Here is a 12,102-nt window from a genome sequence, read left to right on the forward strand (position 1 = left end):
CGGGAAGAGGCATGGATGTCACGTCCTTTCGTGCCGAGTGGGCGAGAGTCACGGTTTGCGGGGCGGGCACTTCCAGAGTCGGCCAGCTCAGAATCCGAGCCCACATTCCGCAGCCCATGTGTGGCGCCAAGGCCGGTGACAATCAGCTCGCCCGCCCGCACCGGCCTGGCAACTCCATTGAGCAGCGCCTCGCCTTCGCCGGCCAACAGGACGTACACCTCTTCGGTACGGCTGTGGAAGTGCTCACCGCTGAGTCCGCCGGCTGGATCGAGGGGCCGTAGAAGGACTGGAGGGCGCCGATCAGGGCGAAGCCCACGCAGGAGGCGATAAGGCGGCCGTAGTGAACAGGCGGACCTCCGGTCCGGCCGCTGGTGCCGCCCCTGCGTCGTGTCCGTCATGCCGTCGGCTCCCCGTCCTCGATGAATCGGGCGGTGATCTCGTGGGCGAATGCCATGATCGTGCCCTGGGGGCTGATGCCCGTGACGCCCGGGAGGACGCTGGCGTCGCACACGCGCAGGCCCTCGAAGCCGTACGGCCGGCCCCGCTCGTCGCAGACCCCGCCGCGCTCCGCCTGCGCCATCCGCGCGGACGCCATGCCGTGCACCGACACCAGTTCCCAGTCGCCCGGCCGGACCCGGCGGCAGAACTCCTCGACCTCGGCCATGGTGCTCAGGGGCGGTGCCGAGGACACCGGGGGCGTCAGCTGGTCGGCGCCGGCGGCGAGGAGCAGGCGGGAGCCGATACGGAAGGCCTCGACAAGGGCGCCGTGGTCCACGGCCGTCATGTTGTGCCGCAGCAGCAGCCCACCGCCGGGCAGGGCCCGCACGGTGGCCGTGCCGTGCAGCCGCACCTGCGTGGTGTAGACGCCCAGCCTGTCGTAGTCGTCGAGATACTGGGTGACCTCGGCGGGGTTGCGGCCTGCCAGAGCGGCGGCGAGGGCCCCGCGCGAGACGTTGGACGGCATCACCAGGATGCCGCGGTCGCCGAACTCCTTCAGCTGCGCGGTGAAAATGGTGCCGTCGTGCGCGGCCACCCGCTCGGGAAATCGCGCTACGGTCCGCAGGTTGATGTGGAGCGCAAGATCCCGTCCCGCGCGGCGCTGCTGGATGCGGCTGCGCTGGAGCAGGCCGGGGGTGCCGAGCGGGCCGGCCGCCAGGAACACCGAGCGGGCCCGGTACTCGGTGCGGGCGCCGTCGGGGCCGGTGGCGAGGGCCCCGTGCACGGTGCGGCCGTCGTGCAGGAGGCGCAGGACGCGGGTGTCGGGGCGGATGTGCGCGCCCAGCGCCTCGGCCCGGGGGAGGTAGCTGACGGCCATGCTCTGTTTGGCTCCGCTGGGGCAGCCGGTGGTGCAGCGGTTGCGGTGCAGACAGCCCTGCACGACGCGGCGGGCGTGCTGCCAGCGCCAGCCGAGGCGGTCGGCGCCGACTGCCAGGAGCCGCGAGTCACGGTTGGCGCCGCCGTCGCCGTGCTGCTGCACGATGGGGCCGAGCCGGGCCGAGACCGTCTTCAGATGGGGCGCGAGGTCCGCCGCGCGATAGCCGTCGATGCCCGACACCGCCGCCCAGCGCGCGAGCAGCGCGGGCGGCGGCTCCCACAGCAGCCCGCCGTTGACCAGGGTCGTGCCGCCCACGGCGCGCCCCTCGCCATAGACGATGGTGGGGGTGCCCAGGACGGGCGTGAGCCCGCCGTTGCGGTACAGGTTGCGCATGTTCTCGGCCGGGCTCGCCGCGGCGAGGGCTGCGATGTCGGCCCTGGGGCCCTCCTCCAGGACCGTCACCTGACGCCCCGCCGCCGCCAGTTCGAGCGCCGCCACCGAGCCGCCCGCGCCCGAGCCGATCACGAGGACGTCCGTGTCGACACTCCGCTGCCGTCCGAATCCCCGCCTCACCGTGCCGCCTCCCGTCCGGTACGGCCGTCCAGGGCGCCGAGGAGGGCAAGCGCGGTGCTCGACCGGACGACCTCACGGAAGCCCGGCAGCACGGCCAGCGCCCCCAGGCCCGGCCGCCCGCCCCCGGCGCCGTTCGCGTCGTCGTCGGCCGCGCGGTGCAGGGAGCGTCCGCCGGTCGTGAGCCGGTACGCCAGGGGCAGCATTCGCAGCACGGCTGCGTATCCGGCGCGCTGGGTCAGCGGCAGCGTCCGCAGGGTGTTCAGCAGGTGCGCCTCGGCGGCCGCCATCGCGGGCGCCTCGCGCAGAACGGGGTACTGGCGCCGCCAGTACGATCGCAGGCCGCTCGCGCGCAGGGCCGCGTGCATCGGCCCGCTGCCGCGCGTCATCGTGTCCTCCTCGCCGCCGTCGCCGTCTCCTTCACGAAGTCCGCCAGCAGCCGGGGCGCGCCCCGGTCGAGCACGGCGTCGAGTGCGTCCAGGAAGAACCGGACCTCCTTCTCGTCGGCCACCAGCGGCGGCGACACGATCAGCGCGATGTCCTGGGTGGAGCCGAAGAAGGAGAGGATGTCGTGGTCCCGGTAGAGCGCCGCGATCACGGCACCGGTGATCAGCTTGGCGAACGCCTGCGGATCCTTAGCCAGTTGGACGGGAATCAGGTCGCGTACGGCGGTAGGCAGCTGGGCTCTGGGACGCAGCCGGACGCCGTGCAGGGCACCCCGGCCGGCGATGCCCGCCACGAGTTTGGGGTGGCGGGCGGCGATGTCGGCGAGGCCGGGCACGAGGATTGCCTCGAGAGCGCGGGCCCGCGCCGGGAAGTCCTCTTCGACGGCGACCGCGACCGCCTCCAGCGCCGTCGCGGTCTCCTCGCCGAAGCCGTGGTACGTGGTGCTGTGCAGCGTGACGTCGCGCGGGTTGTCGTAGGCCTTGCGGAAGACCGGCTCGCGGGCGATGTAGCCGGAGATCGAGGACTTGCCGCCGCCGAACGACTTCGACGTCGTCATCACGTCGGGGACCAGGCCGGGGTGGTGCATGAAGTGGAAGAGCTGGCCCGTCTTGCCCCAGCCCGTGTACACCTCGTCGAAGATCAGCAGGATGTCCTGCTCGGTGCACAGCCGACGCGCCTCGTACAGGAACTCCGCGGAGCACTCGCGCAGGCTGGAGGCGCTGAACGGCTCCAGCACCACCGCGTACACGTCGCTGCGGCCGCGCTCGTCGGTGTGGCGTTCCAGAGCGAGCCGGAAGGACTCCAGGTCACCGTAGGCGAAGGAGTCCGTGCCCGGCAGCCGCGGATACTCGAAGTGGATCTCGGAAGACGCGGTGAGGCTGCCGGCGCCGAGCAGCTTGCCGTGGAAGGAGATGTCGGTGTGCAGGATCGTGCCGCGCCGGCCGCCGTGGTACTTGTACGCCAGTTTGACGGCGCCCTCGACGGCCTCGGCGCCCGAGTTCGGGAAGTACGAGATGTTCAGGTCGCCCGGGAGCAGGGCGGCGAGGTTGTGGCCGAGCGCGGCGACGTAGGGCGACAGGTAGATCTTGTGCACCTCCATGCGCCGCCGCTCCCGGAACCGGTCGCGGGCCGCGAGGATCCGGGGGTGGTTGTGTCCGTGGCTGAGGACGCCGACCCCGCCGGTGAAGTCGAGGAGGCGGCGCCCGTCCCGCAGCTGGATCCACGCGCCCTCGGCGCTGTCGACGAGGTCGCGGCCGAAGCCGAAGGTGCCGAGGAGCGAGGCCTCGCTGCGGCTGATGTACTTTCCGTACAGGTCGTGGACCTGGTCGATGCCGAGGTTCTCGGCATCATCGAGGGTTAGCAGCTCAGGCACGGGAGGCCTCCTCCGCTCGCGGCGCGGCCGGCCCGCCGGCGGTGCGCAGTCGGTCGGCCATCAGCTGTCCGGTCCTGCGGCCCTCACGCGCAGCGTGATTCGTGCCGCGGTCCTCCGGGAACACCTGCGCCATGCTCGCCAGGTACAGGCCGTGCACGGCGGTCCGCGTCGGGGGCATGTCCCGGCTGTAGTTGGGGGTGATCACGGGTTGGGCGTACTCGGCGCGCCAGACGTGGTAGTCCTCGACCCAGCTCCGGTCGAAGCCGGGGAACATCCGGCGCAGGTACGGGAGACTGTACGTGAAGACCTCCTCGTCGCTCATCCGGTACAGCTCGGCATCGGCCGGCAGGTACTTGGAGAGGTAGACGACGTGCCGGTTGCCGTACCGGCTGGGGGAGTCCATGTTGGTGTGCTCGATGACGCCGACGTAGGGGAACGACGGATCGTTGACGTTGAGCCAGTACGTGTCGGAGAGCCTGCGGTTGTTCTCCAGGACCAGGCAGACGTTCGCCAGGTAGCGGATGTTGCGCAGTCGGCGCGTGAGGGCGGGCAGCGCGGGGTGGGCCGGAGCGTCGGGCCCGTCGGCGGAGAGCAGGTTCGCGGCGAGTTCCGGGGCGACGGTGAGCAGGACCTGCCGGGTGGGCAGGAACGTTCCGTCCTCGGTGCGGACGCCGGTGACACCGGCGTCGTCGGTGGTCACCGCATCGACCGCGGTGCCGGTGAGCACCTCCACGCCGAGTTCGGTCAGCCGCTTGTGCAGGGCGTTGACCAGGATCTCGCTGCCGCCGCGCAGGTAGTAGAGGATCTCACTGCCCGACTTGGTGCGGCTGCCCCCGCGCAGCGCGAGCTTCGTCCACATCCAGGTGGCCCCGACCTGGTCCGCGTACTGGCCGAACTTGCCCTCCAGCAGGGGCCGCCACACGACGTCGTAGACCCGGCGTCCGCCGAGCGAGACCAGCCACTCCTCGGCCGTACGGTGCTCCAGGGTGCGCCAGTCGGTGACGCGCCGGCCGCGCAGGGCGAGGACGCCGAGCCGCACGCGGTCCAGGAGCGGGAGCGGGGCGAAGCGCAGCAGGTCCAGAGGGCGGGAGAGGCGGTAGATGGAGTTGGCGTAGTACATGCCGGTGCGGGTGAGGTGGGACTCGAGCGCGTCCGGGACACCGAGCCGCTCGCACAGGTCGAACATCTCGCGGTCGGAGTCGAACCAGTGGTGGTAGAAGCGCTCGATGCGCCGGCCGTCGCCGACGTCGAAGCTTCCGGCCAGGCCACCGAGTTCGGGCTCGCGCTCCACGACCGTCACGCGGTGTCCTCGCTCGGCGAGTTCCAGGGCGGCGGTGAGGCCGGTGAAGCCGCCGCCGACGACGACGGCGTCCCGCAGGTCGTCCGTTTCCGGTGTGCTCGTGTCGCGGGGGTTCGTGTTTCCGGGGTTCATGCTCATGCCAACTCCTTCACACGGGCCGCGGATGCCTTCGCGGTGGTGCCGCGGCTCGAATCGGTCCGTTCCATGACGAGGTAGGGCGGGCGGCCCTGGACCTGGCGGAAGACGCCGAGCAGGTACTCACCCAGCACCCCGCAGGCCAGCGACTGCGCCCCGAACGCGCCGAGCGGGGCGGCCTGCCGGACGCTGCCGCGGGCCAGCGCGGCGCCCGCGCCGAGCAGCGAGACGGCGCCGAGATAGGTGGGGATACGCAGCGGCAGGGTGGCCGCTCCGGCGAGGATGCCGGTGCGCGAGAGCGCCAGCATCTTGCGCAGGGTGTACTTGGTGGTGCCGGCGCCGCGGGCGTCCCGCTCGTAGGTGATGCTCGTCTCGGGGAAACCTGTCCAGCTGATCGCGCCGCGCAAGAACAGCTCCTTCTCCCCGAGCGAGGTCACGAAGTCGACGACCTTGCGGTCGAGGAGCCGGAAGTCGCCGGTGTCGAGGGCGACGGGCTGGTCGCTGAGCCGGGCCAGGAGGCGGTAGTAGAGATACGCGGTGGACTTCTTGAGCTGGGTCTCGCCGTGGCGGGTGGCGCGGCGCGCGGAGACGATCGACCAGCCTTTGAACCACTGCTCCGTCATGCTCGGGATGAGCTCGGGAGGGTCTTGGAGGTCGGCGTCCATCAGGACGACGGCGTCCCCGGTGGCCTCGGCGAGGCCGGCCAGAGCGGCCGCCTGGTGCCCGAAGTTGCGGCTGAAGCGCACTCCGCGCACCAAGCGGCCGGGGGTGTCGGCGAATTGCTGGATGAGCGGCCACGTGCCGTCGGTGCTGCCGTCGTCGACGTAGACGATCTCGTGCGGGAGGTCGTGCAGGGCACGGGCGAGGCGGTCATGGGTGCGCCGCAGTACCTGGTCCTCGTTGTAACAGGGCAGGACGACGCTGATGAGGAACGAGCGCGGGGGTGCTGCGCTCGGCTGGTCGTTAGCGATGGGAACCCCTCCTGCGGTGCGGTGCGGAGTTGTCGGCATGCGCTGTGCGGTCGTGGATCGCGGTGGTCGGGTGTTCGGTCGGCCTGTCGATCAGAGGGCTTGGATGAGGGCGAAGGGGGGCTTCGGCACCAGGTAGAAGTGGTCTCCTTCGACCACGTGCTCGCGGTGGGAGGCGGTGGTCAGCGTGGACCAGGGGCGGAGGTCGGCGTCGGGGTCGGCGTCCCCGACGATCGTGGTCACGGGGCAGCTCAGGGGCGGGTCGTCGGGGCGGGGCAGGTAGGCGTGGAACATGCGGCCGTCGTCGCGGACGTAGGGCAGGACCAGGGACCGGAACTCGGGGTCGGCCGCGAGTTCCGGGTCGGTGCCGCCGAGTGCGAGCAGGCGCGCGACGACGGTTTCGTCGTCCTCGTCCTGCGCGGCGGCGGAGTCCTCGGGGCCGGGGTAGGGGGCGTCCCGGGAGCCGGACGCGACGAGGTGGGCGGGGAGGATGCCGCGCCGCTCCAGCGCGCGGGCCGTCTCCAGGGCTACCGCGGCGCCCATGCTGTGCCCGAACAGCAGCAGGGGCCGGTCGGCCAGAGGCTCCACGGCGCTCGCGACGGCGTGGGCGAGGACGCGCAGGTCCCTGGCCGGCGGTTCGCCGATGCGCTCGGCACGGCCCGGGTAGCGCACGGTGTGCACCTCGGTGCCGGGCAGTCGGCCACTCCAGTCCCGGAAGAACGCGGCGGATCCCCCTGCGTGAGGGAAACAGACCAGCCGCCGGTCCGGGTCGGGCAGCGGGACGGGGCAGTGCAGCCAGCGGGCCCGGGGAGTGTGCGGCGGAAGGGATACAGGGGCGGGCGTCGCGGGGGTCACTTCGGCTGCTCCTGGTTCGTGTGGCGGCGGGCGCGCAGGGCGCGGGCGCGGCGGGCTGCCGAGCGGCGGGCCTCGGCCTCGGCGTCGTGTGCCTGAGCGCCGCCGCCCTTGATCAGCTCGGCCTGGGCCATGACCGTCGTATGGCGGAAGAGGGCGACGATCGGAGGGCGCCTGCCGGTGTGGCGCTCCAGCGCGTCCTGGAGCTGGAACATCGCGAGCGAATGGCCGCCCAGGTCGAAGAAGTTGACGTCGACAGGTACCGCCCGCGCCTTCAGGACCTCGGCCCAGGCCGCCCGGACCGCTTCGGTCGGGTCGGCGTCGGCACCGGCACCGCCGGGCTGCGGTGGGGCGGGGCGCACGGTCGGGTCGGCGGGGCCCGCGGCGGCGGACTCGGGCTCGGGGTGCGGCTGCCGGGCCCGGTCGCGCAGGCGGGCGCGGTCGGCCTTGCCGTTGACCGTGCGGGGGAAGGAGTCGAGCACCTCGATCCGGGCGGGCACCATCGCGGCCGGTAACACGCGGGCGAGCCGCTCCCGCAGGTCCTGAGCGCCAGGCAGTGAGGGCGCCAGCGCGAACCCGGTGAGGGAGGTCCCCGCCGTGTCCGGCACGACGACCGCCTCGCGTACTCCGGGCAGGGAGCCCAACACGGCCTCCACAGCGCCGAGTTCGATCCGGTGACCACGGATCTTGACCTGGTGGTCGCGACGGCCCAGGAAGTCGAGGGTGCCCTCAGCGGTCCAGCGGACGAGGTCGCCGGTGCGGTACATCCGCGCGCCGGGCACGGGGGCGAAGGGGTCGTCGAGGAAGACACGGGCGGTGGCGTCCGGGCGCCCGAAGTAACCGCGGCTCACCCCAGCGCCGCCGATGTACAGCTCGCCATCGGTGCCGCGCGGCACCGGGCGCAGCCGCTCGTCGAGCACGTACAGCCGGACACCGGGGACGGGCCCTCCGATGGAGACTGGCCCCGGGGCGTCGTAGCGGCGGTAGCTCGCCCAGACCGTCGCCTCGGTGGGGCCGTACTCGTTGACCAAGGCTACCGGGCGTTCATGCAGGGCGAAGTGACGGCCCATCAGCTCAGCGGGAAGTGGTTCACCGGCCGTGATCACGATCTCCAGGGTGCGCAGTCGCTCCATCCCGTACCGTTCGGCGGCGTCGAGCAGCACGCTGTAGAGGGAGGGCACGCACAGCAGTCGGGTCACCCCGTGGCGTTCGACGAGACGGGACAACCGCTCGGGGTCGCGTACCTCGTCGGCTCCGGCCACGACCAGGTGTCCGCCGGCCGTGAGCGTGCCCCACAGACCGGCGACGGAGGAGTCGAAGGCGAGCGGCGAGACGAGCAGGAAGACGGGCTTGCCGGCGTAGACCATGCGCCGGGCCAGGGTCGAGGCGGCCAGCTCCCGGTGCCCGACCTCGACGCCCTTGGGCTCGCCGGTGCTGCCGGATGTGTAGATGAGGTAGGCGGGGTCGTCGCCGGTGAGTGGGTCAGCCTCCGGGTCAGCTCCCGGGTCGTCCTCGTCGGCGGTGCCCTCCTTCGCCGCGGCGGCGTCGAGCTCTGTCCCGTCCGTCTCCTCCACCGGCACCAGCGGCAGACCCAGGCCGGACACTTGGTCCGCGGCGGCCCGGGTGACCACGACGGCACCGACACGGGCATCGGCCAGTATGTCGGCGATGCGGCGGTCGGGGTGGGCGAGATCCACGGGTACGTACGCCGCCTTGGCGCGCAGGATGCCGAGCACCGTCGCCACCATCGCGGTGGACGGCTCCACCAGGACGCCGACGCGGCCGCCCCGGCGTACCCCCGCCCGGGCCAGCCGGGACGCGATCCGGTCGGCCCAGGTGTCCAGCGCCCGGTAGCCGATGGCGCTGTCACCGCTGCTGACGGCTGTGGCGGTGGGGGTCACCCGGGCGAACCGCGCCACGAGTTCGTGCACCGGTGTCAGCTCCGCCCGGGGCAGGAGCAGACCGCGGCCGAGCGCTTCCGGTTCATCGCCCCGGAACCCCTCGGACACCGGTCGGCCGGACAGCACGTCGGTCTGGAGCGACCTGGTCATCGGGACTCCTCTGGTGGGTGTGGGGTGGTGGTGCGGTGTCGGGGGCGCGTCGCGCCGTCACGGTCGTCGGCTGCGATGCGTCGGTGGCAGTCCGGCGTAGGCCGATGTTCCTCATGGAGACGCCGAAGAGCGGGTTGGCGCCGCCGAGCACGATCCAGATTCGCCGGTCCCGCCACGAGGGACGAACGCAGCGCGCACACGAACGCGCGAGGACGCTGTCCAGGATGACGTGGCGGATCCGGGGCACGGTGGCGACCTGGCGCAGCACGCGTCGGCCGACGGGCCATCGGCCCGAGGGTGCGGGCGGGCGAGAAGGCCTTGTTGTGCACGATGTCGTGGCGGACCGCCTCAGCGATGAGCGCCCAGGAGTACAGGAAGTGGGCGCTCACACCGAGCCCGGCGAGGACGAGCAGCGCGCACCACACTCCGGGGGCTTGTCGGGGGCAGGCAGGTCCGTCCACGGCTGCCTCCTGCGCGGTCCCGTTCACGAGCCCCCTCTTCATTCCGCCACCTCAACTCCAGGCAATATGTTGCCAGACTTGGCATTAGTGGGCAACCTTTGTGGAAAACAAGGTCAGCACAGAGAGGCAATCGATGGCAACAGCAGGGGTGACCGAGGCAACGGTACGGACGGCCCCGTACGGCACCTGGACCTCGCCGATCACCGCCGCCGAGGCCGCGGCCGCCGGCACCCGCGTCGAATGGGTCGGTTTCGTCGGCGAACACGTGTGGTGGACCGAGCTCAGGCCTCAGGAGGGCGGCCGCTCGGCACTGGTCGGCCGGGCCCCGGACGGCACCGTCGCCGATCTGCTCGGCGCCGGCTGGAGCGTGCGCTCCCGGGTCATCGAGTACGGCGGACGCCCCTGGCTCGCCCTCGGCACGGACACCTCCGCCGGGTTCGTCTTCACGCACGGCGACGACCAGCGGGTCTACCGCTGTGCGCCCGGCTCCGACCCGGTACCGCTCAGCCCGGAGCCCGAACTGCCCGCCGGGTTCCGTTACGCCGACTTCGCGCGGGTCGGCGAAGAGGTGTGGTGCCTGCGCGAGACCCTGCTCGACCCGGCGGGCACGGAGGTCCGCCGGGCGCTGGTGGCGCTGCCGCTGGACGGCCGCGCGGCCGACGACCCGGGCGCGGTGCGGGTGCTCGGCGCCGGCCATCACCTGATGACCGGCCCCAAGGTCTCGCCGGACGGCCGGCAGGTGGCCTGGATCGGCTGGAACCACCCGGACATGCCGTGGGAGACCACGGATCTGATGTGCGCCCCGGTGCGGCCCGACGGCACGCTGGGGCCCGCCCGGCGGATCGCGGGCGGGCCGGGCGTCTCGGTCGGCCAGGTGGAGTGGGCGCCGGACCGGCCCGGCGTGCTCTACGCACTGAGCGACCCGGACGGCTGGTGGAACCTCCACGAGATCGGCCCGGAGGGGGACAGCCGCTGCCTGTGCCCGCGCGCGGAGGAGTTCGGCGAGCCGCTGTGGCGGATCGGCGCGCGCTGGTTCCTGCCGGCGGACGCCGGGCGGCTGTTCGTGGTGCACGGGACGAGTGAGCGCCGACTGGCCGTGCTGCACCCCGACGGCTCACTGGTCGACGTGCCGTCGCCGTACACCGAGTGGGCACAGCTGGCGACCGACGGCCGCCGGGTCGCGGGCACGGCGGCGGGGCCACGGCTGCAGTCCTCCGTCGTCCTGGCCGACTTCGGCTCCCCCGCGGACTTCTATGCCACCGAGGGGCCCCGCCTGGAGAAGCTGCGCGGCGCCGGCCCGGGGCAGGAGGCCTCCCGGAACGCCGACTGGCTGCCGTACGGCCGCCACGAGGTCTTCCGCAACGAGGACGGCGAAGACGTCCACGCGTTCGTCCACCTCCCGCACAACCCCGGATTCACCGCTCCCGAGGGCGAGTTGCCGCCGTTCCTGGTGCAGGCGCACGGCGGCCCCACCACCCGCAGTCAGCTGGTCGTGAACCGGGAGGTCGCCTACTTCACCAGCCGGGGCATCGGCGTGGTCGACGTGCAGTACGGCGGCTCGACCGGCTTCGGCAGGCCCTACCGGGAGCGGCTGCGCGGCAACTGGGGCGTGGTCGACGTGCAGGACTGCGCCGCCGTGGCCCGGGGTCTGGTGGCGCGGGGCCTCGCCGACCCCGAACGGATCGGCATCCGGGGCGGTAGCGCGGGCGGGTGGACGGCGGCGGCCTCGCTGGCGGCCGAGCCGTCCCTGTACCGCGTCGCCGGCATCTACTACCCGCTGCTCGATCCGGAGGAGTGGCGCGACCGCGGCACGCACGACTTCGAGTCGAGGTACCTGGAGAGCCTGCTGGGCCCCTGGCCGCAGGCCGCTGAGCGCTACGCGCGGGCGTCGCCGCTGCGGCGGGCCGACCGGGTGCGGGCGCCGTTCGTCATCATGCAGGGCCTCGACGACACGGTCACCCCGCCCGTGCAGGCGGAGCGGTTCCTGGAGCGGCTGGGTGGCGCGGTCCCGCACGCCTACCTCACCTTCGAGGGTGAGCAGCATGGGTTCCGCAGGGCGGAGACCGTCGTGGCCTGTCTGCATGCCGAGCTGTCCGTATACGGCCAGGTGTTCGGCTTCGAGCCGCCCGGGGTGCCGCGCCGGGAGCTGTCGGCGTGAGCGAGGCGAGCTGGCTGGTGTCCCGGCGTGTCGATCTAGTAGACGCTGTAGACCGCCAGCAGCAGCACAGTGGCGATGAGTAGCGTCCAGGAAGACCGTCCGAGGCCGACGAACGGGCTGGCCTCGACCGAGGGCCGGTGGGCGGCGGTGGATGCGGGCCGGTTCGGCATCAGCCTGGGTGTCGATCAGCAGGAAGCCGATCCGGGGCCAACGCCCCAGGCCAACGAGGTGAGGGCGCGCCGCAGGACGTTGAAGAACGTGGCGTCCACCGACCGAGTCTCGGTGATCTCGCTGGTGTAGGCGAGCAGTTGCGGGAAGCAGGCGCTGTCGAGCACGAAGAGGACCGGGCCGAAGCGTAGTAGCCGCGGACGACGACATAGGCGAAGGTGTCGGCCGCGGACCGGTGTTCGTGACCAGTCCGGTCCTGTTTCTCCGTCCACAGCCCAGCGGTTACACGGTGGATCGGGGATTAG

The 12,102-nt window shown here is 72.5% G+C and carries 10 protein-coding genes and 1 pseudogene; 1 reads left to right on the forward strand and 10 read right to left on the reverse strand.

All coding sequences use genetic code 11. The features are described from left to right. Window positions 1-152: 152 nt before the first annotated feature. The 8 genes and pseudogenes from KWI83_RS40530 to KWI83_RS36165 form a co-directional block, all read right to left on the reverse strand. Window positions 153-398, reverse strand: a pseudogene (locus KWI83_RS40530) (hypothetical protein); the annotation flags it as partial. Further along, window positions 395-1,888, reverse strand: a complete 1,494-nt coding sequence (locus tag KWI83_RS40170) for a GMC family oxidoreductase N-terminal domain-containing protein (RefSeq protein ID WP_218518602.1) — start codon at window positions 1,886-1,888, stop codon at window positions 395-397. The pseudogene KWI83_RS40530 and the gene KWI83_RS40170, both read right to left, overlap by 4 nt. After that, on the reverse strand, window positions 1,885-2,274 hold the full coding sequence (locus KWI83_RS36140) for a hypothetical protein (RefSeq protein ID WP_218518603.1): 390 nt from the start codon (window positions 2,272-2,274) through the stop codon (window positions 1,885-1,887). Before KWI83_RS36140 ends, KWI83_RS40170 begins: the two co-directional genes overlap by 4 nt. Further along, window positions 2,271-3,704 (reverse strand): aspartate aminotransferase family protein, encoded by a 1,434-nt coding sequence (locus tag KWI83_RS36145; RefSeq protein ID WP_218518604.1) that lies wholly within the window; start codon window positions 3,702-3,704, stop codon window positions 2,271-2,273. Before KWI83_RS36145 ends, KWI83_RS36140 begins: the two co-directional genes overlap by 4 nt. After that, the gene (locus KWI83_RS36150) at window positions 3,697-5,142 is read right to left on the reverse strand and encodes an NAD(P)/FAD-dependent oxidoreductase (protein WP_305733716.1); all 1,446 of its coding nucleotides are present in this window, start codon (window positions 5,140-5,142) and stop codon (window positions 3,697-3,699) included. The genes KWI83_RS36145 and KWI83_RS36150 overlap by 8 nt, the downstream gene beginning before the upstream one ends. Continuing rightward, the gene (locus tag KWI83_RS36155; protein ID WP_218518605.1) at window positions 5,139-6,149 is read right to left on the reverse strand and encodes a glycosyltransferase family 2 protein; all 1,011 of its coding nucleotides are present in this window, start codon (window positions 6,147-6,149) and stop codon (window positions 5,139-5,141) included. Before KWI83_RS36155 ends, KWI83_RS36150 begins: the two co-directional genes overlap by 4 nt. Window positions 6,150-6,200: 51 nt before the next feature. Then, entirely contained in the window at window positions 6,201-6,962 is a 762-nt protein-coding gene (locus tag KWI83_RS36160; RefSeq protein WP_308122372.1) for an alpha/beta fold hydrolase, read from the reverse strand. Then, the gene (locus KWI83_RS36165) at window positions 6,959-9,010 is read right to left on the reverse strand and encodes a non-ribosomal peptide synthetase (protein WP_218518606.1); all 2,052 of its coding nucleotides are present in this window, start codon (window positions 9,008-9,010) and stop codon (window positions 6,959-6,961) included. Before KWI83_RS36165 ends, KWI83_RS36160 begins: the two co-directional genes overlap by 4 nt. A gap of 594 nt (window positions 9,011-9,604) precedes the next feature. On the opposite strand from KWI83_RS36165, the gene KWI83_RS36170 reads away from it, so the two are divergent. Then, window positions 9,605-11,629: a S9 family peptidase gene (locus tag KWI83_RS36170; RefSeq protein WP_218518607.1), complete on the forward strand. Its 2,025-nt coding sequence runs from the start codon at window positions 9,605-9,607 to the stop codon at window positions 11,627-11,629. Between the two features lie 35 nt (window positions 11,630-11,664). Here the strand turns inward: KWI83_RS36170 and KWI83_RS39605 are convergent, their stop codons facing one another. Then, a complete protein-coding gene (locus KWI83_RS39605; protein WP_256363299.1) occupies window positions 11,665-11,799 on the reverse strand; it encodes a hypothetical protein in 135 nt (44 codons plus the stop codon). A gap of 15 nt (window positions 11,800-11,814) precedes the next feature. Beyond that, the gene (locus KWI83_RS36175; protein WP_218518608.1) at window positions 11,815-11,964 is read right to left on the reverse strand and encodes a hypothetical protein; all 150 of its coding nucleotides are present in this window, start codon (window positions 11,962-11,964) and stop codon (window positions 11,815-11,817) included. Between the last annotated feature and the right edge of the window lie 138 nt (window positions 11,965-12,102).

The sequence above is a fragment of the Streptomyces sp. TRM70350 genome (assembly GCF_019219825.1).
In the GTDB taxonomy this organism is placed as follows: Bacteria; Actinomycetota; Actinomycetes; order Streptomycetales; family Streptomycetaceae; genus Streptomyces.

Coding starts and splice junctions, on each gene's coding strand:
- KWI83_RS36150 (WP_305733716.1), bottom strand. CDS start 5,142: ATGAGCATGAACCCCGGAAACACGAACCCCCGCGACACGAGCACACCG.
- KWI83_RS36170 (WP_218518607.1), top strand. CDS start 9,605: ATGGCAACAGCAGGGGTGACCGAGGCAACGGTACGGACGGCCCCGTAC.
- KWI83_RS36140 (WP_218518603.1), bottom strand. CDS start 2,274: ATGACGCGCGGCAGCGGGCCGATGCACGCGGCCCTGCGCGCGAGCGGC.
- KWI83_RS39605 (WP_256363299.1), bottom strand. CDS start 11,799: ATGCCGAACCGGCCCGCATCCACCGCCGCCCACCGGCCCTCGGTCGAG.
- KWI83_RS36155 (WP_218518605.1), bottom strand. CDS start 6,149: ATGCCGACAACTCCGCACCGCACCGCAGGAGGGGTTCCCATCGCTAAC.
- KWI83_RS36165 (WP_218518606.1), bottom strand. CDS start 9,010: ATGACCAGGTCGCTCCAGACCGACGTGCTGTCCGGCCGACCGGTGTCC.